Source organism: Gracilimonas sp., from assembly GCF_017641085.1.
Taxonomy (GTDB): domain Bacteria; phylum Bacteroidota; class Rhodothermia; order Balneolales; family Balneolaceae; genus Gracilimonas.
In genome coordinates this window covers 730,554-756,421 of the sequence record NZ_JAEPPI010000001.1, presented here as the reverse complement: position 1 = coordinate 756,421, position 25,868 = coordinate 730,554, and the positions used below count along the sequence as shown (strand labels likewise).

At 44.2% G+C, this 25,868-nt stretch carries 22 protein-coding genes; 5 read left to right on the top strand and 17 right to left on the bottom strand.

The features are described from left to right. Positions 1 to 69: 69 nt before the first annotated feature. From ric to JJ941_RS03115, 8 genes are all read right to left on the bottom strand, one after another. Positions 70 to 774, bottom strand: a complete 705-nt coding sequence (gene ric, locus JJ941_RS03150) for an iron-sulfur cluster repair di-iron protein (RefSeq protein WP_290962234.1) — start codon at positions 772 to 774, stop codon at positions 70 to 72. Positions 775 to 812: 38 nt separating this feature from the next. Beyond that, complete coding sequence (locus tag JJ941_RS03145) at positions 813 to 1,265, bottom strand: Rrf2 family transcriptional regulator (RefSeq protein ID WP_255131937.1); 453 nt, start codon at positions 1,263 to 1,265, stop codon at positions 813 to 815. A 134-nt stretch (positions 1,266 to 1,399) separates the two neighbouring features. Next, positions 1,400 to 2,362 (bottom strand): flagellin, encoded by a 963-nt coding sequence (locus tag JJ941_RS03140; protein WP_290962233.1) that lies wholly within the window; start codon positions 2,360 to 2,362, stop codon positions 1,400 to 1,402. A 315-nt stretch (positions 2,363 to 2,677) separates the two neighbouring features. Beyond that, positions 2,678 to 3,355: a class I SAM-dependent methyltransferase gene (locus JJ941_RS03135; protein ID WP_290962232.1), complete on the bottom strand. Its 678-nt coding sequence runs from the start codon at positions 3,353 to 3,355 to the stop codon at positions 2,678 to 2,680. Between the two features lie 2 nt (positions 3,356 to 3,357). Next, positions 3,358 to 4,635 carry a dTDP-4-amino-4,6-dideoxygalactose transaminase gene (gene rffA, locus JJ941_RS03130; RefSeq protein ID WP_290962231.1) on the bottom strand — a complete coding sequence of 426 codons (1,278 nt, stop codon included), beginning with the start codon at positions 4,633 to 4,635 and terminating at the stop codon, positions 3,358 to 3,360. Continuing rightward, positions 4,628 to 5,443 carry a hypothetical protein gene (locus JJ941_RS03125; protein WP_290962230.1) on the bottom strand — a complete coding sequence of 272 codons (816 nt, stop codon included), beginning with the start codon at positions 5,441 to 5,443 and terminating at the stop codon, positions 4,628 to 4,630. The genes rffA and JJ941_RS03125 overlap by 8 nt, the downstream gene beginning before the upstream one ends. Position 5,444: 1 nt before the next feature. Continuing rightward, positions 5,445 to 7,136, bottom strand: a complete 1,692-nt coding sequence (locus JJ941_RS03120) for a TDP-N-acetylfucosamine:lipid II N-acetylfucosaminyltransferase (RefSeq protein ID WP_290962229.1) — start codon at positions 7,134 to 7,136, stop codon at positions 5,445 to 5,447. A 4-nt stretch (positions 7,137 to 7,140) separates the two neighbouring features. Then, on the bottom strand, positions 7,141 to 10,065 hold the full coding sequence (locus tag JJ941_RS03115; RefSeq protein WP_290962228.1) for an FkbM family methyltransferase: 2,925 nt from the start codon (positions 10,063 to 10,065) through the stop codon (positions 7,141 to 7,143). Between the two features lie 350 nt (positions 10,066 to 10,415). Here JJ941_RS03115 and JJ941_RS03110 point away from each other — a divergent pair, with 350 nt between their 5' ends. The 5 genes from JJ941_RS03110 to JJ941_RS03090 all read left to right on the top strand — a co-directional run bounded on the left by JJ941_RS03110 (position 10,416) and on the right by JJ941_RS03090 (position 14,486). After that, the gene (locus JJ941_RS03110; RefSeq protein WP_255135911.1) at positions 10,416 to 10,742 is read left to right on the top strand and encodes a flagellar export chaperone FliS; all 327 of its coding nucleotides are present in this window, start codon (positions 10,416 to 10,418) and stop codon (positions 10,740 to 10,742) included. Between the two features lie 50 nt (positions 10,743 to 10,792). Further along, a complete protein-coding gene (gene fliD, locus JJ941_RS03105; protein WP_290962227.1) occupies positions 10,793 to 12,169 on the top strand; it encodes a flagellar filament capping protein FliD in 1,377 nt (458 codons plus the stop codon). A 26-nt stretch (positions 12,170 to 12,195) separates the two neighbouring features. Further along, a complete protein-coding gene (locus JJ941_RS03100) occupies positions 12,196 to 12,555 on the top strand; it encodes a hypothetical protein (RefSeq protein WP_290962226.1) in 360 nt (119 codons plus the stop codon). Positions 12,556 to 12,581: 26 nt separating this feature from the next. Next, on the top strand, positions 12,582 to 12,938 hold the full coding sequence (locus tag JJ941_RS03095) for a hypothetical protein (protein WP_290962225.1): 357 nt from the start codon (positions 12,582 to 12,584) through the stop codon (positions 12,936 to 12,938). 132 nt (positions 12,939 to 13,070) lie between these two features. Continuing rightward, positions 13,071 to 14,486, top strand: coding sequence for a sigma-54 dependent transcriptional regulator (locus tag JJ941_RS03090; protein WP_290962224.1), 1,416 nt, complete (start codon positions 13,071 to 13,073; stop codon positions 14,484 to 14,486). A 32-nt stretch (positions 14,487 to 14,518) separates the two neighbouring features. Here JJ941_RS03090 and JJ941_RS03085 read toward each other — a convergent pair whose 3' ends face one another. The 9 genes from JJ941_RS03085 to JJ941_RS03045 form a co-directional block, all read right to left on the bottom strand. Next, positions 14,519 to 17,599 (bottom strand): efflux RND transporter permease subunit, encoded by a 3,081-nt coding sequence (locus JJ941_RS03085; RefSeq protein WP_290962223.1) that lies wholly within the window; start codon positions 17,597 to 17,599, stop codon positions 14,519 to 14,521. Positions 17,600 to 17,621: 22 nt separating this feature from the next. Then, positions 17,622 to 19,271, bottom strand: coding sequence for an efflux RND transporter periplasmic adaptor subunit (locus tag JJ941_RS03080; RefSeq protein ID WP_290962222.1), 1,650 nt, complete (start codon positions 19,269 to 19,271; stop codon positions 17,622 to 17,624). A 41-nt stretch (positions 19,272 to 19,312) separates the two neighbouring features. After that, entirely contained in the window at positions 19,313 to 19,606 is a 294-nt protein-coding gene (locus tag JJ941_RS03075; protein ID WP_290962221.1) for a hypothetical protein, read from the bottom strand. Beyond that, complete coding sequence (locus JJ941_RS03070; protein ID WP_290962220.1) at positions 19,603 to 20,856, bottom strand: TolC family protein; 1,254 nt, start codon at positions 20,854 to 20,856, stop codon at positions 19,603 to 19,605. The genes JJ941_RS03075 and JJ941_RS03070 overlap by 4 nt, the downstream gene beginning before the upstream one ends. A gap of 75 nt (positions 20,857 to 20,931) precedes the next feature. Further along, complete coding sequence (locus tag JJ941_RS03065) at positions 20,932 to 21,372, bottom strand: hypothetical protein (RefSeq protein WP_290962219.1); 441 nt, start codon at positions 21,370 to 21,372, stop codon at positions 20,932 to 20,934. A gap of 88 nt (positions 21,373 to 21,460) precedes the next feature. Then, positions 21,461 to 21,670 carry a GDCCVxC domain-containing (seleno)protein gene (locus tag JJ941_RS03060; protein WP_290962218.1) on the bottom strand — a complete coding sequence of 70 codons (210 nt, stop codon included), beginning with the start codon at positions 21,668 to 21,670 and terminating at the stop codon, positions 21,461 to 21,463. A gap of 1 nt (position 21,671) precedes the next feature. Beyond that, positions 21,672 to 22,880 carry a permease gene (locus JJ941_RS03055; protein ID WP_290962216.1) on the bottom strand — a complete coding sequence of 403 codons (1,209 nt, stop codon included), beginning with the start codon at positions 22,878 to 22,880 and terminating at the stop codon, positions 21,672 to 21,674. A gap of 18 nt (positions 22,881 to 22,898) precedes the next feature. Beyond that, positions 22,899 to 23,960 (bottom strand): DUF2231 domain-containing protein, encoded by a 1,062-nt coding sequence (locus tag JJ941_RS03050; RefSeq protein ID WP_290962214.1) that lies wholly within the window; start codon positions 23,958 to 23,960, stop codon positions 22,899 to 22,901. Between the two features lie 57 nt (positions 23,961 to 24,017). After that, a complete protein-coding gene (locus JJ941_RS03045; RefSeq protein ID WP_290962212.1) occupies positions 24,018 to 25,838 on the bottom strand; it encodes an efflux RND transporter periplasmic adaptor subunit in 1,821 nt (606 codons plus the stop codon). Positions 25,839 to 25,868 lie beyond the last annotated feature (30 nt).

The following is a 25,868-nucleotide window of genomic DNA, read 5'->3' as shown; positions in this document are numbered from 1 at the left end:
CATTACACCTCTTATGTGTAGTTAAAATGAAGTAAAGGAAAGGGTGACTATACCATCACCCTTTCACTCTTAATTTAATCGTTGCTCAAGTTCCAAAGCTTTTGGAAAGAGAATGTTATTCTCCAGGTGTACATGCTTGTGTAAATCCTGCTGGAAGCCTTCAAGGTTCTGGAACAGAACGCGGTATGAAGCGCATGCATTTTCCGGCGGGTTAAAGCCTTGGGTTAGTTCTTCGATCTTAGCCATTAAATCACCGGCCTTATCATGCTCATCTTCCAGGGCTTCAACGATAGCCTCTTTTACCGATCCTTTTTTCTGATCCTGAACCAGCTCTTTAATCCGGGGAAACAACTCCTCTTCTTCTTTTTGAAGGTGTCCGAGCATCTCACTCCTCAGCAACCGTACATTCTGAAGAATATCAAGCAGTTCCGGATCTCTCTCGCCATGTACCCTTGCTACTTTTTCAGCATAAAAATCAATTTCCGGCAGCATTTTCCGCACAAAACTATGGTGATTGTTAACAATATAATCCACCAGAAAGTCCAGCGACCAGTCATTGTAATTATGATTTTCACCGGCATCTAAATCAAGTGCATTCAGATCGGTTTCAATTTTATTTAAATCCAAGCCCTTTTTAGTACAGGCTTTCTCAAGCGATACTTTTCCGCCACAGCAAAAATCAAGACCGTAAGATCTTAATACCTGCGCTGCTCTGTAATCTTCGGCAACAATCTGCCCTACTGTTTTCTGTGATAGTGTTTCTGAATTAACCATATTTAAGAGTATTTTATCTTTTATTAGTTTTAATTTTTTTACTGCCAGGCAAATGACCCATCAGCAGTGATGCGAAACTTATTCGCTCTCCCTTCACGGGCTAGATGCTTCAAGTCGGTACGTTCCAGCATTTCCTTAATCGATTCGCGAACAGTCAGCCAGCTATCGTGTAATGGGCATGGAGCCGATGATCCGCATCCCGGCAAGCCAAGTGCGCATTGTGTGAAAAGTCCCGGTCCATCTATCGCAATAACCACGTCTAACAAAGTTGCCTTCTTTCCTTTTTCCGATAGGCGGATTCCTCCATTTGGCCCTTTATAGGATTCCATTAAAGAATCTGCGGTAAGCTGTTGCAGTATCTTCGTAAGAAAATGGAAGGAAATCTCCAGCTCTTCGCTAATTTCTCGAATAGATGTATACTCCTGCTCAGCTCTCGAAGCAAGGTATAAACTGGCTCTCAAACCATACACACAAGACTTTGATAACAACATAGAATCTATTTAAGAGTTAATTGTCTTAAATATAGGTAAAAAAACTGAGCCTTCCATCTTCTATCAATAAAAAAATCCATACCGCCCTTTTAAGCGATATGGATTTACTATGTTGTTCGCTGGATTTCTGAATATTATCCGAGGAATCCAAGTACAGACTGTGGTCCCATGTTAGCTTGCGCCAGAGATGATGTTGCAGTCTGCTGCAGAATCTGAAGCTTAACAGATTTACTTTGTTCTTTCGCAAAGTCGGTATCCATGATACGAGACTTGGCAGATTCGTTTGCGCTGATCGACTCAGACAAGGTCTCTTCACGTACAGATAGAGAAGACTGAGTAATACCAATGTCGTTCACTCGGTTCGACATTTCATCAATTGCACTGTCAACAGAGCTCAGGAAGCTACGGAAGTCAGAAGAAGTTGCTGTAGCAGCGAAAGTCAATGCACCTTGTCCACTGGTTGTAGCCGCAGTAGCTGAAATCGCAGCACCTGCAGCAGCACCACCACCGGCGGTTGTTGTAGCACCCAGAGAAGCATCTCCGGAAGCAGCAAACAGCTCACCAACGTTTACAGCGTCGATGGAAGTGCTGATGGTGTCAGAAGCACGCTCACCTACCTGGAAGGTAAGGTCAAGTGATCCGGACATGTCGCCAGCAGCGTCACCGTTCAGCAGATCGAAGTCCTGGAATACGGTCTGGTTAGCGATTTCGTTAATGTCGTCGCCCAGGGCTTTGATCTGGTCGCCGATGTAGCCACGCTCGGTGTCGCCTAATGTATCGTTGGCAGCCTGGGTAGCCAGACCTTTCATCTCAACGAGGCTGTCCATGATGGTGTCGAAGCTGGACTCCGCAATATCGAGTACAGACTTGGCATCGCCTACGTTCTGAAGGGCTTGCTCCAGTCCGGCTGTTCTACTTTTCAATTTGGTTGCAATCGAGTACCCGGCAGCGTTGTCTTCTGCTTTGTTGATTTTAAGACCGGTTGACATACGCATACGGCTGTCAGCAAGGTCACGGTTTACTCGGTTCAGTGATAACTGTGAGTCTAACGATTGAACGTTAGTATTTACTCTGTTTAAATCTCCAAAACTTGCCATGATATTTCACCTTTTTGATTAATTAAAGTTTCTTATGAGTTGCTTTGGTTACTCAAGTTATCGTAGGTGAAATAGCGTTCTTAAATTATTCCTTAAATAATTTCATTAAACAAAAAAAGAGCCCTCAAAGGCCCTTTATGACAGATAATTGAAAATAAGTTGGATTAACCTAAAATGTAATTTTCATGAATACCTGTTCTTGTGTGCGTCAGATATTTCTATATAAGCTCTAATTAAAAGCATAAAAAAACCGGCTATCATATTATGACAGCCGGTTTTAATTCCGAGCGTTACACTTGCTAATAAAGAGGGGTTCTAAGAATCCTGAATTTTTCGAATAGCAAAACTCTGATTTTCTGTTGGCTCAACCGTTATATACAGTAGTTCCCAATGGTTTTTCACACAGAATTCGTGTACGGCTTCAATCACACCGTATCGGTAGGTAGTAATCCAATTCCCTGTAACATAGTCGTGACCAGCAATAATCCCGCCCTTTTTAACTTTTGGAGCGTACTTGTTAAGTTCGTCCCGGGTAGTTTCATATGAGTGATCGGTATCAATATATATCCAGTCGAAATATCCATCTTCAAAGTCAACTGCCGCCTCCGTTGAAAGTTTTCGGTGTATTTGCACTTTTCCTTCGTCAATTTCATCCTGGAAACAGGCTTTCACATCCTGGTATTTACCTTCATGAAAACGATCGGTACCCCATATATCTACCAAATGAAATTTTTTGGGTTGAACTACATTCCGGATGAGACGACTAAAATGCCCCTCATCTACTCCAATTTCCGCAACCACTGAATTCTTTTTCATTTTCTCCAGCAGCATTTCCCGGTTCAGAAGCAGCGTGCAATTGGCTACATTTTCGTTTTTAAGAGCAACTTTAGGTATTTGAGCTTCCCTTTCTGCTCTGTTATTCTGCAGAAATTGAGAAACCCTCTTAATGATGAGTTGAATTTCCTGCTGCTTAAAGTTTTTCGATTTCTCCATAATTATATCTTGTAGTCCTGTATTAGCGGTGTTTTTAATTGATTGAGAGAAACCTTGCCCGACCTGATGTTGCAAAACAGATTATCGGTTTCTGTTATACTATCCTTCTTCATTTGGTCTTCTGTTCCCTTAACACTCAATTCATTTATTTGTTGAATAATGTAGTTCTGTTCAGCTTTATTAAGCTCGTAGTAAAGAGGAAAGCGAACGAGGTTTTTCGAATACAAATCAGAATATGGAAGTTCTCTTCCATCGTGTTTGTCTATAAAGAATTTTGAAGAGTGCAGCGACTGATAATGAAATACACTCAATATGTCTCTCTCCTTTAAATATGTAATAAGCTCGTCGCGTTGTTGTGTGCCTTGGCATACCACATAATACATATGGCCATTATTGGTAGCATACTGTGGGATGACAGGTCTGCGGATTCCCAAGCGCCGGCAGGCTTCAACCAAACCTCTATGATATCGGTTCCAAATACACATTCTCTTTTGCTGAATCCGAATCAGGTTCATCAACTGTGCATATAGAAAAGCAGCATTCAGTTCTGAAGGCAAGAACGAAGAACCGATATCTACCCAGCCGTATTTATCCACTTCACCTCTGAAGAATGCCGTTCGGTTGGTTCCCTTCTCCCAAATGATTTCGGCCCTCTCGGCAAAACGATCATCATTTACAATCAGCATCCCCCCTTCGCCGGCCATAATATTTTTGGTTTCGTGGAATGAGAATGTCCCCAAATGTCCTATGGAGCCCAGCGGACTCCTAACTCCATCCGCATGTTCGTAATAACTGTTAATGGCCTGGGCAGCATCTTCCACAACAAACAAGTTATATCGATCTGCTATTTCCATCACTTTGTCCATATCACAAGCAACTCCGGCATAGTGTACTACTACAATAGCTTTTGTTTTTTCGGTGATCAGCTCTTCAATCTTATCCTCATCCATTCCGGGGTGGTCTTTTCTGGAATCCACAAAACGAATAACCGCACCACGCAAAACAAAAGCATTAGCTGTGGAAACAAAAGTATAGGACGGCATGATGATTTCATCACCGGGTTCCACATCTAATAGGATAGCAGCCATTTCGAGAGCATCAGTGCAGGATGTAGTAAGCAGGCATTTCTTAAACCCAAACTGCCGCTCAAAAAACCGATGAATTTTCTGAGTGTACTTTCCATTCCCGGAAATCTTCCCATAATCTACCGCATCCTGAATGTATTCAAGTTCGTTGCCGGTTATGAATGGTTTGTTAAAAGGAATTTTGTATTTACTCATAGGGCACAAATTTTCCTTTTTCAGGAAGCAGATACTTCATGAATTGTACTTCGTCCGTGGAGCGCTTTTTGGTATAGGTTCTGGAAGCCACATCGAAGTAGCTGACCTCGTCATCGAAATTGAATTCCGTAATGTTGCTTACCACCTTAACCTTCTCTTCTGAAATTCCTGCCTCTTTCATGTACATGTTCATTTTCTCCATCTTTTCATCGAGACTTACCTCTTCAAACTGAGGGCCAATTTTTTCTGAAAGAGAACGAGCCGGAGAGCCCGCATAAATTTGGTTGTACTCCATGTTTTTAGTCACCACCGAGCCAACCATCGCCATCGATTTATCTTCGGCTTTGATGGGGGAAACAATACAGTGGCCCACAAACCATACATCGTTACCTACAGCCAGTGAGCTTTCACTTAAAAACCGGCAGCCTTCCAGGGTATCTCCATACTTGATGTGTGACCATAGCTGAGAGTGTGCCCCTATCCCGCAATTATTACCAATGGTCGTCCCACCAATACTGTCGATGATCGAATACTGCCCGACCCAGGCGTTATGCCCGATAACACAGGGTTTGTAGCCATGCACATTAGTGTTGTGATGAATTTTGGAGTAATCCCCCAGCTCAAAGTGATCACAGATAATCTGCACGTTCTTGCCGATGTAGCAATTATCTCCAATTTTGATGGTTGTGGCCGGTCCGTTCAATCCCCTAATCACTGCCGACTCTTCTATAACCGTACCTTCTCCAACTTCGATTTCAACGGCATCTATATTCGTGTAAGTTGCGGTTGCTTGCACTATTGATTCCATCTTAATTCACCAGCGCGTGTTCAGTTATCCTTTCTCTGATTGTGCTGCAGGATGTTACCAGATCTTTTGCCCGGGTTTCTAAACCAAATTCATTGATGATAATTTGTTGATTTCGGGTTTTCTGAGGTTGAGACTTTCTCAGAAAAGATCGTATAGATGGTGCTTTTTTAAACTCCTCAAAACCCGATATATCCAAGCCGTATTTTTTCAACATTTTCCAGGTTGGGTTCATCTGCTCTTTTTCACCCACCGTAATCTTCTTTTTTAGAACAGTAGCATTACCGCTGTATAACGACAAAAGCATATTCCCGATGGCTTGTTGGCGATTATGAGCCGTAATCAGCATATCTGAAGAGTCCACGAGAACTCTGTATTTATCCGGTTCAATAAAATTTTTGATGAGTTTTACACAATCCGTCATCCCTGCTGCATTTAACCATTTCAGGATCGCATTCTCATATTCCGGAATTAAGTTGTAGGACACCGGGAGCAGGATATCATAATTTCTTACATCTTTCTTCGTCCTTAGTGCCTCCAAAATCTCGATATGATTATTTGAATAGTCCCCTGAGTTCCCTACAATAATTCTTGGGCGATCGTTACTTTCGATAGTCTCCGGAATATCTCCATAGAGTCCCGGATAGGGATAACCAAATCGGAAAGTCGGGCAGTCTCCGTAATGTTTTTTAAACACTTCAACATCGCCTTCAACCAATGAGTGGATACTGTCGATATGTTCAACAATATCTACTATCGGCTCTTTTATTTTGATGGGATTGTAGAGATCACCACCCCAGATAATCCATCCAATATGTTTTTTTGAACCGATTTCTTTGATCAGTTTTTTCTGCCAGTTAAAAAACAGTCCGTGTACAAATATTGCATCCACATCTGAATCCAGGCATCGGTTAATAATGGCTGGAAAATCGTACTCATGATTAAACCAGGCAGCGTGTTCATTACTGCTTAAATCAGGTTTATACTCTTCAATGGCCCAGTGTGATTCTACAAATAGAAGATGCTGCTGATCATATTCCTCGTTCACAGAAGCCAGCATATCCGATAGTGACTTCGCATACAAATGGTTGAAGCATAGGTGAATGTATTTTCCGCCTCGTGGCTTACTCTTTCTTCCAAAAGAGGTATAGAGCTTATCTTTCTCTGCTCTTGCTACTTCGAAATTGGGCTGCATATGTAGGGCAATATCGTACAGCTCCATTGCTTTCTTGAGGTCCCCTTTTTCGGAATAAATTCCGGCTAATTTATAGGCAATAACATGATTCTTTGGGGCCAGTTTATTAGCGATGGTAAAACACTGAATGGCTTTTTCTGAATCAGACTGCCCCCGGTAAATTTCACCCATAAACATCCAGGCCTCCAGCAAATGCTGATCTAACTGAATGGCTGCTTTTCCATAACGCTCTGCCTGTTCAAAATCTGAAAGTGCGTTAAAACATTTGGCAATTTGTAAGTAAGCATGTGGGTTTTCCGCATGCTTGGTAAGAGAAGTTTCAAAGTAAACGACTGCCTTCTTATAGCTGGCTTTCACCATGTGGGCAATTCCCAGAAAGTGATCAATCAGCCAGTGCTCATTACCCTGTTCTGCCAATAAGCTCAGAACCTTTATTGCTTCATCAGCATCGGGTTGTGCCCGATCCAATAAAAGCCGGACCTTTTCTAATTCTGCTTTCACAATATTATTTGTTTAGAATCCTGTTGTTGATGTACTTGATGGTTCCAACTTCACAAGGAACTGAAACTCCCGATGCATACACGCTGAATCCGGATAGAATGGCATCTATCTCCCGGCGATCTGCTTCTGAATGATATTCGAGCATAATAAAGCCGGTGTTGATGAGCAGATCTTTCATGCCTTTCAGAATAGAAACTTCAGCACCTTCGGTATCAATTTTGAGGACATCGATCTTGTTGATTCCTTTCTCAGCAAGTGCTTCTCCGCTTTTCTGCATCTTAACAGTAACCTCATGTCCGCCTTTCATGTGTACAGTCGTTGAAGACTGACCTGTATTCCTTGGGTGCTGAAACAGATTTATTTCACCATTCTGATCGCTCAGGGCTACCTTAGTAATGGAAATATTATCAAGGCCTTTCACATTGTGAGCCAAAAGTGGAAACACCTGTGGGTTGGGCTCAAAACTGTGGATCTGGCAATCCGGATTCCACTGCCGGGCATATAATGAAAAAGACCCAACATTTCCCCCTATATCAACAACCACACTGTTCTCATTCAGCTGAAAAACTGAAGGGAGTCCATATTCATGATCTTCAAATATATTCCTCAACCTGAAAAGCTCAGATTCCGGAATGGCCACACTCAATGGTTCCGCATACTTTAAATCCTGAGTATTCACTATGGCCTCTACCACATCTGATGGAGTATCCGTGAACTTCACAAGAGACTTATTTACATAAATCCCCTTCTTCAACGCTTTGTCTTTTATTCCGTTTTGAAGTGATTCAGCTTGGGTCTCGGGTTCTTTTTTTTTCTGTGACACCCAAATATGATCCTGCCATTCTCCTTCGGGAAGATTCTTCTCATATCCTTTCACTCTCTGAAGCCACATCTCGCGGAAGGCATTCGCCAGGTTGCGGGCAAAGCGTTGAGCATCGCATACCGGGGAGCTTAATAGGCGTCCCCGAAGTTCAGCTCTTAACTTTGATAATTGATCAACATCACCGGCAAGAGAAACTGCCTTTTGTATATAGTCTTCCCAGTTGTTAGTCACCCATTCCGGGAATCCCGCATTCGTCAAATGAGAAGTAGAGTGTCGCCCCGCAAAAGTAGGACCTGAATTGGTGATTACCGGCACGCCCATCCATAAAGCTTCGATGGTTGTTAATCCACCGGAATACGGCCATGGATCCAGTGCAATATCAATTTTATTGTAGCATTCAAGTAGTTCATTATGGAGCGAATATCCCTCAAAAATCACCCTGTCTTCCTCAATACCACACTCCGCCAAATGTTGAGTAATTCGCTCCCTAACTAATTCCGTGTCGTACTGTTTGCTCTTGAGAAAAAGACGGCTATCAGGAACTTGCTTCAGAATTTCTGCCCATTTAGACAAAAGCTGTGTGTTTATCTTGGTAGGGTTATTGAAACACCCAAAAGTGATGTATCCATTTTGGGTAACAGGAGCTTCTGCTAAATCAATGTCATAGTTTGGAAGGGTATAACAAACATAATCGTCCGGCATACGAACCAATTTTTCGGTGTAAAATGGCTCCTCTCCTTCCGGAGATTCTTTCGCATCGGTCAGCAGGTAATCCATCGACTGTAACCCTGAAGTATTGAACAAACCTCCCACCCATTTTATGGTAATTGGGGCTGGTTCCAGAGCTACTGTTTTCAAACGGTTCCCTGATGAATGTCCGGAAAGCTCTACCAGGATATCAATCTCATCGTCTTTAATAATCTGAGCAACCACCTCATCGCTGTATCCCACTACGGATGTCCATTTTGCACTGGCTTCCCGAATGCGTTTAGTAAGTGAATCGTGGTAGGTATCGGTGGTATATATATAGGTTGCAATTTCATCTTTGGGAAGTTCCTCAAGGGCGGATGTTATCATCCAGCCTACCGGGTGTTTTTTAAACCCACCCGAGATAAACCCAACACGCAGTTTCTTGTCTTTATCATTATTGGCAGGAACCGGACGTTCGGGCCGTTCTTCCGGTGCATAATATTGATCCCAAAGTGAATGAGCTTCAAAAATCTCTTCTTTGGTTCGCTTGGGATTGTAATGTATCCCCATTAGATAGTTGGAAAGTGACTGCTGCGTTTCCGGGGCATCCTTTAATGCTCTCCGGTAATTCTTCTCCGCTTCATCATATTGGCCGGTTTCCACAAGGCAGAGTGCATAATTTACCCGCACATTTCCGTCGTTAGGGTAACGATCCAGCAAACGTTCATTCAATTCAATGGCCTCGCTATATCTACCCATGGCACGATATAACAGAGAGAGTACGCTCAACGCCAGCAGGTTTTCGCTATCAATCTCCAGTACTTTCCCGATGGCTTCTTCCGCCTGCTCATGTTCACCAATCGACTGGTAAATCTGCGCTTTCTTGATACCGGCATCAATTAGCTTTGGCTCCATTTGCAGGGTAATATCGTACAATTCCAGGGCTTTCTTATAGTCACCCTGATCAGCATAAATTTGCCCGATATTGTAAGCAATCAGGTAATTCTTCGGGTCCAGTTTATTGGCAATAGTGTAACATTGAATGGCTTTATTTAATAATGCCTGATCCCAGTACAGCTGCCCCATAAACATCCAGGCATCTAACAGCTCCTGGTTCAACTGTACGGCCGCTTTCCCAAATCGCTCTGCATTTTCGAAATCCTGCAGTTCATAATAACAGCGAGCTACCAACAAATAGGTCTGGGAGTTTTGATCATGCTCACCGATGGATTTCTCGAAGTACCCAATGGCTTTCTCAAAATTGGACTTCTGCATTTGAGCAATCCCCAGGAAGTAATAGACCAGCCAGTGTTTAGACTCTCGCCTTAGCAAAGGGTCAAGCAATTTTATCGCTTCATCCGGATCCGGGTATCTCTGATCTAATAACTTTTGGGCGCGCGCTAATTCTACTTTCATAATCGAAAATGAGTTTTCTGGTTTTCAACACCCTCTCTTTTCCAAAAATGATGCCATGGTATAAAAGCCCAATTCCATCTTGTAATTCGCCTGTTTGAGACTCAGAGTGAGGGCCAAATTTTCCGCTTCAGAATATTTTTCCGCCTGTCAGGTATCAAACCGGATTCATTTTGCCTCAAAAACTACCGATCGATGGTTTTCAACTTTGGCACAGTAGTTGCCAAAACAAGTTTGTCCGCAACAGGTTTTTAAGCCTGTGATGGATTGAGAAACATTAAAAACTCCTAATTTAAGTTTTGACGGTATTTGGCCGAAAAGAACCGGGAGTTACTTTCATCAATTTCAAAATTATGCGAGATCCACAATTAGTCTATCAAAAACAATCTGTGATGAATGCTTCCCCGCTGAAGCTGGTAGTGAAGATGTATGACCTGGTTATACAGGCCTCCTACCGCGAAGATCAGGGAAAAGTAAAAGCCATTCTATCTGAATTGATACAAGGATTGAATTTTGATTATGAACCCGCCGGTCAGCTTTTTGAGCTTTACCGGTATTGCCAGGACCTGGCCCGGAAGCAGCGGTTTGAAGAAATCCGTGAAATCCTGGAGCCTTTAAGAGAAACCTGGGAAGAAGTTGCCAATCAAAAACAACCTTCCCCCTCTGTAGTTCAGCAATAAATAAACAGTAACCGTCAATACCTCTAACTATGGCATCTATTTCCAGCCTTATGAGTCAAACAAGTTCGTACGAGTCGTTCGTAACGCAGCTTGTTAATATTGAAAGCCAGAAAATGCTTCGGATGGAAGTGCAGGTTCGGGATGAGAAAGAATCAAAGTCTGCCGTTGGAACCGTGAGTAAGGCGATCTCTGATTTTGAGAATATCATTAAGGAGCTTGAAACCCCAAGCAACCGGTCTTTTGAACCGTTTAAAACTACTTCCAGTGATGATTCGGTTGTGCAGGTAAACTCCGCTTCCGGTTTAGATAATGAATCAGCTTTCAATATCACCGTAGAAAGGCTCGCTAAAAACGACACCGCACTCTCCGAAACGATGACCGGTGCCGGCTATGAACTCGCCGCACAGGGAGATGGCTCCGTGACACTGACCATTGGTGACAAGACTGAGACTATAAATGTTGTAACCACCAAAGACGATGGCAGCGGCGGCACGGTAAATAAAACCAACCAGGAAATCCTGGAATCGTTTGAAACTGAAATTGAAAGTCTCTTTGGTGATGAAGCCAGTGCCAGCGTTTTTAACCTGGATGGCGAAAATATTCAGTTCTCCCTTAAAAGTCTTGAAACCGGCTACGACAACCGTATTCAATTTAGCGGAGCCACCGGTGTATTAGCAGGCGTTACCGGGAACATGACTCACCTCACTCCCCAAGCCGAGTTAGATGCTCAGTTTATTATTGATGGAGTGACTTTTAACCGCGCCGAAAATATCGTTGACGATGCTATCGAAGGACTCTCCTTCACTATGAAGAAAGCCACCGGAGTAGCGGAACAAATGACGGTTGAGCGTGATACTGAAGCTGCAAAATCTAACCTGCAGGACTTCATCAATGCCTATAATGAAATGAACGAGACCATTCGGGAGCGTACATTCATTAATCCTGAAACCGGAAATAAAGGCCCCCTTCAGGGAGTGAGATCGGTCCGAAATCTGACTATTAACTTACGGCAAACAGCTATTCTGTCGTTAGGCGGTGTTGCTGAAGGTGAGGTCGCCAGTTTTGCCGACATGGGCATCACGTTCGAGAATAACGGAAAGATGGTTATCGATGATTCCTCTAAACTGGATGACATCCTGAACCAGAACCCCGAGCAGATTGCCAATTTCTTTACCAACGAGAACTCTCCGGTGGCCATGATGAAGGCACGGGCCGAATCATACACAGAAGCAGATGGAATCCTCTCTGCGATTGAAAGCGGACTGGATCAAAAAATTGACCGTTTAGACCGGCGTATAGCCAGTGAACGGAAATACCTGGAAGAATATGAAGCCGAGCAGCGCCGAATATTTAATGAGCTGGACCTGATTCTCGAAGAAGGACAAGCTCAGTTCGATGCGGTTTATAACTTCATGTCCGGTTATTAATAATTTATGAGATGGAAACCCAAACTATGACCCCTTTACACAACATATTGGGACAACTGAATGACAGAAGCGAAGCGATTCTCCGTGAAATAGATGAGAATGAACCTTCATTTGACGCCATCAAGTCTCAGCTGGGGCAACGCGAAGAGCTGGTGAAAAAGCTGGGCATCTTAACCGAAGCAAACCCCAAAGACTCACTTTCGGAAGAGGAACGTATCTCCCTGCGCTTTCTCTTTGAAACGTTTGTGGAACTGAATGATGGCATTCAAAACAACCTTCAAAACATATTAAACAGTCATAAGGAAAAATTAGGCACAGCTGTAAACCAGCGCAAGGTGGAAAAGAGCTACCGTGTTTTAAAGAATCCTGACATTTCGTACTTTTAATCTTGATGAATAAGAGGGATAATACCATGGAAATTAATAAGCTAACAAATCACGTTAACGGCCAAATAAAAAGCACTGACGCTTCCGAGAATAGTCAGCAAGCTTCTAAAGTTTCTCGTGCCGAAAAATCCCCGGAGTTAACCGACAAGGTATCTCTGGAAAATTTCAGCGCCAAGAAAAGCGAAGAGCTGTTTGCTAAAATTGAACTTGAAAAGCAGAATCAGGCTTCTTTCGGTAAGCTGAAAGATTATAAAGCCAAACTTCAGGCGTATGAAGCCGCCAAGAAAGAGTCGCCTGAGGCAGCTAAAAACACCGAAATTGGTAAGATGTTGAACGACCCGGAAGTATGGTCAAAAATAGCACAGAATATAGTTGACAAATAGTGCGGACTTATCTTTCTTAATTTCATCTTAATAAATAGTTAGAGAGCATTAATGCTCTCTTTTTTTGTCTGAGAATCCCGTAACTTCTTTCATCAAGTTGGCGCTATTAAAAAATTAATCCGCTAAAAACCTATGAAACACTCCATTCTTGTTGTTGATGATGACGAACTCCTGCTCGGTTTTATGGAGGAGATATTAACAAAAGAAGGATTTAAGGTTCACGCTTTTGAATCGCCTGTAAAAGCCACTGAATATCTCGAAAAAAATAGTGTAGATCTGGTCATCACCGATGTTAAAATGAATGAAATGACCGGTGATGAAGTGCTTGCCAACGTGAAGAAGAATTACCCGGATACCGGTGTTATTATGATTACCGGCTTTGGGAACATCAACCACGCCGTACGAGCTCTCCACAAAGGGGCATTTGATTACATGACCAAGCCCTTTAAAGCCAAAGAGATTCTATATCGCGTTAACCGTTATTTTAATGCGGATCCGGAAGAACGAGACAAAAAGCCCAAATCAGTGGCTCACTCTCCCCGGGAAGACAAAAAAGGCGACCTGGTAAGCCCGGTTGACAATTCCGACGAAACGGAAAATAAGTTTATCGGAAACGATCCACAGATTAAAAAGCTGATGCGGATCATTCCTCAAATTGCCCGGAATACTGCTCCTGTATTAATTCAGGGAGAAAGCGGAACCGGGAAAGAAGTATTCGCCCATCAGATTCATGTTAACAGTAACCGCGCGCAGGGACCGTATATCAAAATTAATTGTGCGAACCTCCCCTCCGAGCTGGTTGAAAGCACATTATTCGGACACCTCGAAGGCTCTTTCACCGGGGCAACCTCAGACCGGCAGGGAGCTTTTGATGCTGCTGAAGGCGGCACCCTTTTGCTGGATGAGATCACAGAAATTAAACTAAACGTTCAGGCTAAACTGCTTCGTGTTTTGCAGGAGAATGAATTTTACCGGGTGGGAAGTCAGGAGCCGGTTAAAGCAGATGTGCGTATCCTGGCCACATCAAACCGAAACATTGCGGAAGCTATTTCAGAGAAGCAATTCCGGGAAGACTTGTACTACCGTTTGAATGTATTTCCTGTTGAAATTCCGCCGCTCAGGGATCGTAAAACCGACATCCCGGTTTTGGCCAATTATTTTGTAGAACACTATTCAACGAAATACGGGCTGGAGAAAAAAGAACTTTCGGAAGAGCTCCTAAATCATCTTGTTCAGCAAGAATGGCGCGGAAACGTGAGAGAATTGAATAATAAAATTCACCGCGGCATTATCTTAGCCCAAGACAGTGATAAAATCACCATGGAGCATATCAATCATGAAATGTTCTCCAGCGTGGATGATAACCTGAATAAAGAAGTTCTTGCCACCGACCTCCCACTAATGTCGATTGAAGACATGGAGCTGCAGCTGATCCAGAAAGCCCTCGAACATACGCAGGGAAACCAGAAGAAAGCTGCAAAATTATTGGGCATTTCTGACCGCACCATCCGAAACAAGCTTAAAAACCTGGAAGAAGACGAGGATTAAAAGCCAATCATCGTCCCCCTCCTGTTTAGAAATTATTTTTGCGTTTCAAACTGCGCCAGTAAGGCTGGAATAACTACCATATTAAGTAAGGTAGAACTCAAGAGTCCACCCAGAATAACCTGAGCCATCGGAGACTGTATCTCGTTCCCCGGTTCACCGGCAGCAAGTGCCAAAGGAATAAGTGCCAACCCTGCAGTTAGTGCGGTCATCAGGATCGGATTAAGACGTTCCATCGCTCCCTGCCGGATAGCTTGGATGAATTCCTTTCCTTCTTTCCGTAGCTGCTGATAGTGTGAGACCATCAGAATACCGTTTCTTGTGGCAATACCAAATAAGGTGATAAAGCCTACCAATGAGGCAATAGAAATGATCCCGCTGGTAAACAGCACCGTGTAAATACCTCCGATGAGGGCAAAAGGAAGATTTACCATGACCAGCAAGGCGGTTTTGAGAGAACCGAATTCCAGGTACAATAGCAGATAAATCGCCGCAATGGCAATGATGCTAAGCAACGAAATGGTGCGTGTGGCCTGTGCTTCGCTTTCAAACTGTCCGCCGTATTCCACAAAGTAGCTTTGCGGGAAGCTGACGTTCTGAGATACATTGGCCCGGATCTCATCTACAGTTCCACGCAGATCACGGCCGGCTACATTTGCTGAAACCACGATCTTCCGCTGCACGTTTTCACGACTGATGGTATTAGGGCCACTTCGGGATGTCACCGAAGCCAGTTCTGCCAGTGGCACAATGCTTCCGTCTTCTAAATTGAAGGTCGCTTTTTGAACCGCTTCGATGCTGCCACGGTGGTCCTCATCAAAGCGAACCAGTAGATCGAACATTTTATCGCCTTCCAGAACTTGAGAGACTACTTCACCGGCAAATGCCACATCCACCATTTCAGCAAGTTGCTGAATGGTAATTCCATAGCGAGCCAGTGCCCTTCGATCGGGACGAATTTGGATCTGCGGGACATTTTGCTGCTGTTCTACTGAAAGATCCACCACGCCTTTTACCGTTTCCATTTGTCCGCGTACTTCTTCTGCCAAAGCCCGAAGCCTGAACAGATCCGTACCAAAGATCTTCACGGCAATGTTGGCTCGTGTACCGGACAGCATGTGATCAATCCGGTGTCCAATAGGCTGACCAATAGTGATGTTGGTTCCTGAAACTACACTCAGGTCTTCCCGAATCTCAGCCAACACTTGTTCTTTGCTCGTTCCGTCCGGGATGTCGAGTTCGGCATCTATCTCGGAAGCATTCACGCCTTGAGCATGCTCATCCAGTTCAGCCCGTCCGGTACGTCGAGAGGTTGATTCAATGGCCGGATGTTCCAGCAGGATCTCCTCGATTCGCTTTCCGATAGCATTAGATTCAGTCAATGAGGTTCCCGGAATAGTTACTGCACTGATCACCAGCGTGCCTTCATTAAACTCTGGAAGGAATGACCTTCCTAGAAATGGCAACACCACTAACGTTCCAAGAAACAGCACCAAGGTTCCAACCAGAACAGTCTTCTTGATGCGAAGGACTACATTCAACACATGTTCATAGCCTGATTTTAACTTGTTGGTGAACCAGCTTTCTTCCAGTTTTCCTTTGGAGGCCTGACTGGGAAGCAAATAGTAACACATGGCCGGTGTAACGGTCATGGCAATTACTAATGACGCTCCGATGGATATGATATAGGCTAGTCCCAGCGGTTGTAACATGCGCCCTTCGATCCCACTCAAGAAAAACAAAGGAATGAATACGATCATAATGATCAGTGTGGCATTGATAATAGAAGAACGGATCTCCTTTGAGCCTTCAAATACTACATCGATGTCCGATTTCTGCTTGGTTTCCGGAAGTTTTGAGTTTTCCCTGAGTCGCCTGAATACATTCTCCACATCAATAATGGCATCATCTACGATCACACCAATGGCAATAGCCATCCCCCCCAAGGTCATTGTGTTGATGGTGATATCAAAGAATTCCAGTACGAAGATCGAAAAGATCAGCGCTAACGGAATGGCGGTTAGCGAGATCAGTGTCGTACGGAAATTCCCCAGAAATAGAAACAAGATCACGATTACCAGAAAGGCCCCATCCCGCAGGGCTTCGATGACGTTATCGATAGCCAGTTCAATAAACTCGGCCTGCCTAAACAGGTGTGTATTGATCTCAAAGCCGTCGGGGAGACTGGATTCAATCTGGGCCAGCGTTTCATCTACGCGGGATGTTAGTTCCAGTGTATTAGCACCGGGTTGTTTTTGGATGGAGATAATTACCGCCGGTTCGGCATCCACTGAGGCATCCCCGATCTTTTGAGCAGCTGCGATCTCGACATTAGCCACATCTCCTATCGTGATTGGAATATTATTTCGCTGGGTGATCACGGACTGCTCCAGATCTTCTACCGAGTACGCCCGGCCTATACCACGAATGGTATACTCCTGACTGTATTCCCTAAAGAAACCGCCGGAGAAGTTTTCATTAGCCTGTTCGGCAGCCTGTAAAACCTGATGCAGGGTGATATTATACTGCTTCAGCTTATCAGGGCTAACCCGTACCTGATATTGTTTCTGGCCACCTCCAATGGGAATAACTTGGGCGACTCCGGGGATAGCCAACAAGCGTCGCCGAATTTCCCAGTCGGCGGCTGTTCGTACTTCGAGTTCGGAATGTTCATCGCTGTTCACACTCACCAGCATGATCTCTCCCATGATGGATGAGATCGGCGCCATAATGGGCGGCGGGACTTCTTCGGGCAGGCCGGTCGCTACCAGCTGTAATTTCTCATTCACAATTTGCCGAGCCCTGAAAATATCGGTGCCCCAGTCGAATTCCACCCATACAATGGATATGCCTTTTGAAGTGGACGAGCGAACCCGTCGCACTCCCGTCGCTCCATTTACGGAGGTCTCGACCGGAATGGTTACCAGTCGTTCTACCTCTTCAGGTGCCATCCCGTGCGCTTCGGTCATTACCGTTACGGTGGGTGCCGTGAGATCGGGGAATACATCCACAGGCATGCGGTCCACGATATAAATTCCGGCCGCCAATATGACCACCGAACTCACCAACACGACCAGCCGGTACCTTAACGATCCTCTGATTATTGCATCTAACATAATTTATTTCCTTTCCTGATGATTAATGAGAGTGTCCGTGCGAAGGTGCTTCAGATGACAACGAAGCTAATTTTACCTGGTACGCATTGGTCATAACCACATGCTCGCCTTCTTCCAGGCCGGAAGTCACTTCCACCCAGCCGCGGTTTCTAATGCCCGTGGTTATCGCTCTTTTTTCGAAGGATTCTCCGGCCACATGCACATACACCACAAAATTACCTTCCTCTTCAATAAGGGCTGATTCAGGAATGGCGATCACGTTTTCTTTTTGATCGGTGTCGATCTCTGCGGTCACAAAGAGTCCGCTGTGCAAACCTTCTGGATTATCAATTTCATAGATCAGCGAAAGTGTTCGTGTTTCAGGATCTACCTGTTTTCCGGCACTCAGCAGGCGTCCGTTCACTTCGTTCATTTCGTACATTCTCTCATTACCCTGCACGTAAAAAACAGCCGCGCCGGGATTTTGAATGGCTATTCGCTTAGCTGCGGGAACGTGAACACTCAACCACATTTTGCTCATATCGACGATTTTTAAGAGGGGCTCTCCGGCTTTCACCTGCTTTCCGGGTTGCACATAGGATTCCACTACGGTTCCGGATATCGGTGCTTTCATTTCAAAGCGATAAGAGGATTCTGAGTCGCCATAAGTATCTACCGTTGCAGTATCAATTTGAGCGATCTCGTTGATTGTCTGAAATTGCGTGAGTGCCTGACGGTATTCGATTCGTGCTCTTTCCAGTTCCACTTCCGGGATCGCTTCTTTTTCATATAATCGCTTTGACCGTTCCAGGTTCTTTTTGGCCAAAGACAATTGTGATTGTGCATTGATAAACTGCTGAGCATAGTTCTCTCCATCGGCGGATTGAATAGCTGGATTCAGCTGAACCAGCGATGTGCCTTTCCGAATGTTCTGACCTTCAACCGGCAGACTCTGATTGGTGCTGCTCAGGATGATCCCTGAGAAAGGTGCTGAGACAACCACTTCCCTACTTTGTACAGGTTGTAGTTCGCCATGCGCGTCCACCCTTTCTGACAGTGTGTGTCGGCCGACTTTTTGAGTGGCAAAAGGGATCTTCCACTGCTGTTCTTTCAGAAAGGAAATCAGATTTGGGTCTTCTTCATCGTGAGTAGCCGGAACGTCTCCTGCGGATGCATAAACGGGAATACCATTTACCTGAAGGGTATCATCAACCATTCCCTGGATGATAATAGTTAAGTCATATCGTCCTGCTCGCTCAAAAACAACATCAGGTCCGTAGATGCCCGGAATTTGCACTTCCGTTTCGGTAAGGGAACCTTCGTTGCCTCGCTCAGAACTAAACACGAACTGCACTTCTGATTCAGAAATAGGCTGGAAATCTGAAAGTCGAGTCAGATGAACGGCGAAGGTGGCTTCCTGACTTACAATAAGTTCCGGATACTCCATGAACAGTTCGGTTTTATCTGTCCATTGAGTAATTACCCCGGCTCCTTCCAGTTGGGCATCCTCCCCATGACTATGGGCGTCTTCTCCATCATGGGAATGGCTATCATTTTCCTGTGCTTGCTGAGCAGTTTGCTCGTGTGTATGGTCTCCATCTTCACCATGACTGTGGCTTTCATCACCGCTTCCGCCGCACCCCATCATCGCCAGAGAGGTCCCTAAAATTATGGTTAGTATAAGCTGTTTCATTGCTTTAAAATTTATTCGTGATAAGTGGTTTGTTCATGGAATTAGTGACTGTGCTCTTCATCCCCATGAGAATGCGTTGAATCATCATGGCTATGTTCTTCCTCATCGTGACTGTGATCCTCTTCATCGTCATGGGCATGAGTAGAATCGCCTTCTGATGAATGGTCACCGCCTCCAATACGGACAGCATCGCTGTCATCTGTCATGGATGGTTGAGCCGGAGTTTCATGGGTGTGATCCCCGTCTTCGCCATGACTGTGTGTTTCCTTTTCTGAGCCGCAACCGGCGATAATAAATGCAAGGCTTACAAAGAGTACTGTGAATAGATTTTTCATTGTTCTGAAGTGTTTTGAGTTGAGAATATTTTTCCTGAAGTGATGGTATCGAGTGTAAAAAGGGCTTGTTGGTAATCTGCAGTCATTCGATGCAGAAGGCTACTACCATCTACGTAAGCCTTGGTGGCATCCAGCAGTTCGATCAGCGAATAACGTCCTTCCTGATAAGCTGACCGTGATGTTTCCAACATTTCCGCAGAAAGTGGATTTTGTTGCATTTCTTGCCACTGCGCATACAAATTTTGAACACGATGGTACGCTACATCCACCTGATTACGAATGGTTCGCCTTTGGAGCTGCAACGATGTTTCCACGCTGCGATGTTCGGCTTCTGCCATGGTGATGCTTCCACTGTTTCGGTTGAAAATGGGCAGCTGTATGCCTCCGCCAATTACAAAACCTTCCGAGCCGTCCGACTGATTTTTATAGCCGAAATTTACCTTTAAGTCCGGCAGGCGTTCTCGTTTTTCCACTTTGTATTTTAGTCCGAGAGCTTCTGCTTCAAGCTCAATAGCTTGTAAATCGACCCGGTGTTCCAGAGCGTACTGTTTCAGCGTTTCCGAATCCTCCATGATCGGCTCCACCGGCAAATCAGCTTCCACCTGGAAGTCAAAGCCGGTTTCTTCCGAAGAAGTGATCATAGAAGCCAGTTGCTTCCCTGTTTGCATCATTTCCAGCTCAACTTCATTGCGCATACGCCAGTACCGATTCTTTTCCACCGTAAAACGCTGCACCTGAAGACCTGACTCTGTGCCTTCTGTTTGTCGGGCTATGGCTGATGCCAACACTTCGTGAATAACATCAAGTGCTTGGTCGTAAACCTTCAGTTTATGCTGTAAAAACCAATATTCAGCATACAGGCTCTTTACCTGCTGGATGAGCACTGAGCGGTCATACTCATAGCTTAATTCTGCAGCCTCACTACTTTTGGTCGCGCTTTTATTTCGAAGGAAGGGTTGCCCCAGCAGTTCAATCGGCTGCGAAATCTGATAGGTGGTTTCATCATAATCGAGCGTGCCGGCATTGAGCTGCTCGCTGAAGATGCTCACCTCGGGATTCATGTACGATTTATACTGTTGAGCCGCTCCCTGTTTTCGAAGCTTATCAAGCTCTGCCAGCTCTTGCTGGAGGCTGTGTTGTTTAAATCGCTCAACAACGTCCTCTAAGGAAAGAGTCTGAGTTTGGGCGTGAACCTGAAATGGTATCCACAGGAATACCAAAAACAAGATCCACCACTTGGATGAATTCATAAATAGGATGTATTAATGGTTATGGAATGCTATTGAGATAGCGGATTAGAGATGCTATCTGGCAAAGGGATAGATTTATCCCAGGGGTGGGCCGCGAAGAGAGTAAGAAGAAAATGGGATGGATTGGTAAAGATGATCCGGCGGAGGCAGATCTAAATAAAGCAGGATCGGAGATTGTAAAGTTCTTTGGCTGCTTAAAACGGCTGGAGAAGAAAAAAGCTGTGTGTTAGTGGATACTTTATTGGTAGTCTTCTGAGTTAGTGTTCCCGTTAGGTCAACGGTAGCCGTTGGATGCTGGTGGGCATCCTTATCATCAAATTCTTTGGCGTGACTATGATTTTGATCCTGCTCATTTGAATGGATGTGTACAAAAGCATGTACATCACCGTGATCGAAGATATGATCAAAAAGGGCGTGAACATGCAATCCATTTCCAAAGATTACACATAGAATACTGGCTACAATAACTAAGTTTGCAGCAGATTTAAACAGTATATGGTTATTCAGTTTTTCCACTTATAGAAAATAGGCCCTCAACTTTAAAATCCAAAGAAAGTATGGTTAAGAAATGATAAAACGAGATGTCAATAAATAAAGTTTTCATTCAACAACAGAATTTCTCTTGCTGAATAGAAGGACAAGGCGTATCCCCGTAAGAACAGAACACACAACAGTCTCCATCCTTAGGCTTGATGATGCTTTTACATTCCGGGCATTCCCAAAAGAACTGGCAGGAAGTTGTTGGCATTTTCTGTTTCAAGGAAAAACCGCAGTTGGGACAAGTAATCTTAGAATGAAGTTTGGTTTCAGCCATTTTATATCAATGAGTTAAAAATGAATGCTGTGAGCCCGATCAGGTTTATCAGAATAAATAAACCAACCATGAAAGATTTAATCTTACCCCCGCCTTCCATCTTCATCATTTTCATGGAATGATCTTTCAGATAAGCCTTATTCTGATACACCAACCAACCGGCAATCCAGACAAACACCAGATTCATCCAAAAGGTATAGTCAATTTTAAACTGCGTGATTTCAGAAACCACCCGCTGACTTTCAGGGATGATGTTCAGATAGCTGAAAAGTCCATTAAGGATTAATGCCGTCAGTACAATACTGATGAACATGATGCCGGCTATATACAGCGCCACTCTCCAACCGTAGTATTTAGCATTAATGTGAACGAGAGGCGGCACCATAAGGTCGGAATAGATAAATCCCATGATACCTGCAAACAGCACTCCGTTTTCGCTTAAAACGGTTGCAAGAGGGATATTACCCATAGAACCGATAAAAGTAGAAGCGGCCACAAACGGAGCAATCAGGGCATTTTCAACAGCTACTACCCATTCCGGTATCCCGGTAGCATCTACCAAGAACAATGAACTCCAGAACATTTCCGGCACTAAAACAGCTACAAAGCCGGCAATGGTAAATCCTATAAGGATATCTTCCCAAGCCATCTTCCAGTCATTTACGAATTTATGCCCTACCAGCTGCCATCCTTCTTTACTTTTGATGCGCTTCTTCCAGTCAAATTCTTCTTCTATCTCTTCGCCTTCATCCTCCACTTTCTTCCGTGCTGCTTCCATCCACTTTTCCGGATACGTAAGTTTGATAAGCACGGTACTGATGGCTATCAGAATTAATCCGCCAATTATTTCTGCGGCCAGGTATTGCCAGCCCAGAAAAATAAGGATGAGTATTCCCAGCTCTATAACCAGGTTCGTGGAAGCAAACATAAAGGCCACACCGGCTATAAAATGTGCCCCTTTCTTGATGAGAGCCCGGGCGGCGGCCAATGCGGCAAAGGAACAGGAAGATGAGGCAGCCCCAAAAAAGGTAGATAGAGAGATACTTTTAAAATCTCCGCCTCCCATATATTTGGTTAGTTTACCCTTGGGCACAAAAGCCTGAATCATTCCTGATACAAAATAGCCAAGTACAAAAGCCCAGCCCGATTTCCAGAAAAACCCAAGTGCTGTTTTTGTTGATTCGCCGTAGAGTTGTATGAATTCATTCATCGTAAGTCCGATTTATTTTTATAGCTTTGTCATTTCAATTTTAGATATGAGAAGAGATCCACTGCCAACAAATTTGATACCCACTGCCCCACTTTCGGGGGCATCTCCGTGGCCGTGCACTTTCATTTCTCTGTTAATGTATCCGCGAAAGTGAGTCTCATCTGCCACTACCCGTAGAAATAACAGCCCATCGGTTTCATAGGTGCCTTCTTCGAAAATGGTTCTTTCACCGTTCTGGATTCTGCCCTGACGAATAATCCCATCCGAATTCAGTGAAACAAAATCATAGTTATCTGCATCCTGCAGGTGATGAATGAGTTCTATTTCTCCATCTAAATCATCCAGATTGAGGTAGTAATCAACTTGTATGTTTTGGTATGATTGATGGGTTACAAATAGATTTGCTTGCCCGGAAGCCTGAAGCTGTAATAACGGATTACCGCTTGAAGTTATAGTTGGCTTTAATGCCTGTAAAGAACCTTCCACCCAGTGAAAGTTAGTGATTAGATCACTGACTGAATTTGAGTTGATCTCCCAGGTCCAGCCTCCATTTTCTTTAGTGATAAAAGAGGATGGAACCGTTGTAGTACTGTCGGTGACTTCAGATAGGGCTGCTTCTTCTTGTTGCAATAATTGACCGGTTCCGACTCTATAGCCATATACCATTTTACCACCGTACTCCGCGGTTTCAAACACCATAAATAATCCCGGAAGCGCTGTAATTAATGCAATGATCTTAAAGCTCTTCTTTTCAAAAAGATCAAACCAGTGAAAGGCGATTCTCAATAGAGTGTATATAACAAAGAACCAAAGTAGGTACTCTGCCCAGTCGGCGTGCTCGCTTAATACAGATTGTGCTTCTGTAGGTAAAAAGACGCTATCTGCAGCTAATGTACCACTATAGTAGGTGATCCCGGCGAACAGCGTGCCTGCTACATAAAGGATGGTACTCTTTGTTTCATCCCACCATTTTTCTGAAATAAAGAAGGTGATAAAATTTGCAACCACAGCCCCTGCAAGTAAAGCAATGGGGAAATGCACTACAAGCGGGTGAATATTAGGTAACCACTCAGGTATCATTTTCAGCTCCTTTGTTTAGATTAATAAAATTTTAAGTTCAAAATTGTAAGTATTACTCTAAAGTTGCTCAACCGTTTCTCCACAGTTGTGCATCCGGCTTCCATAAAATGGATTTTTGATCTCCTCGCTGTCGCTAATCCATGAACTTCCTACCTCATACATTGGGCAGTATTGCTTAAATAAGCTTCCTTCATAGCCCTGATTTTCTAAAGCCGTTATTAGCTCAGCAGATATTTTTTTAAAAGCTGAACGAAAGGATTTGATATCAGAGGCCTTTTCGGCCTTACTTACAGCTTCCAGCATCGCATGGTGATGCACGGCATGTTTCTGAGCATGCTCCTCGTGCTTGTTCATTTCGGAACTGGTTCTTACCTCCTTAGCAAACGCCTGAAAATGGATTAGAGCCTGATCAAGATTGTCTTGAGTTAGCGCAGTTTTCATTTTCAAATAATTTTCAACCAGCTTATCCAAATGGGTGCTATGTTGATGAACTGATTTATGGGTGGTATCTGAATCCGCTGACATCAACTGCATTGTTTGATGCTCGGTATGATCCATATCTTCTGAATCACCACTAATGTCCATTTCCATACCTCCATGATCATGTGCAGAACGATTGGCACCGGCTCCGGGCTCTCGGTTCATCATACTGAGTTTATCATTAAGCTGGGCGGCACTGTCAATTTTGAAGGTGCCGTTGGTAACAACTAACTCACCTTGCTGCAATCCTGATTCTACCACATAATATTCCCCGGCACGCTGCCCGATTTCCACTTCGCGGGCTTCAAAGGTTGGTGTATCAGTCCCCCGTACCTGAACATAAACGATGGAACGTTTTCCGGTCCACATTACTGCTGAGCGGGGCACCAATAGGGCCTCACCTTCAGAGACTTCGGATCGAATATTAGCCCTTGCAAGCATTCCGGGCTTTAGCATAGAACGGGGATTCTCAATTCGGGTTCGGATCGTTACTGATCGGGAATCGTTATTTAGAAAAGGATCCACGTAAATTACTTCAGCCTCAAACTGCTGTCCCGGAAAAGCTTCAACCGAAAACTGTACGTTATCTCCTTCCTCAATATTGGCCACGTTAGATTCAAAGGCCTGGAAATCCACCCAAACCGAAGACAGGTTTACAACCCGATACATCAATCCGCCTTCCATAACGTGCTCTTCTCTCGAAATAGCAACTTCGGAAACGTAACCACTTACCGGAGAGAAGAAATCCAGTTCGGTCATAATCTCTCCGCTTCTCTCAATTGCGTTGATTGTGCTTTCCGGAAACTCCCAAAGTCTCAGTTTTTGCTTCGCTGCCTCATATAATCGAGGGTTCTGCTCCTTGTATTTTACGGTTTCAAGTAGTTCTTGCTGTGCTGCAATAAGCTGGGGTGAGTAAACCGATGCCATTTTTTGGCCTTCTTGCACAAAAGTCCCTTCATAATCCACATATAAATCACGAATTCGTCCGGGAAAATGCGCCGTCACGCTCGATACATTATTCTGATTCTCAACTACTTTCCCCGGAAGTGTAAAGGTGTGAACTGCATCTCCATACTCAACCAAAGAGGTCTGGATCTCAGCCAGCTTTACGGCCGCATTGGTCATGGTAAGGGTGTACTCATTTTCCAAGGCTCCGCTTTCAGAATCACCGGCCGGTATGAGCTCCATCCCACAAATGGGGCAATTGCCAGGTTCATTCTCTCTGATTTGAGGGTGCATGCTGCAGGTGTACACTATTTCCCCCTCTTCATTGGTATGAGTTTCTGAAATATGCTCTTCAAGTGTCTGTGGTTCTGAACTTCCTCCAAAAAAGAGGTAGCCAAGTAAGAGCCCTCCAAGTATAAGTGCAGAGTAAATAAGTATGTTTTTAGTTTTCATAGTAGTGAGATCTAAGATATTAGATGTAAG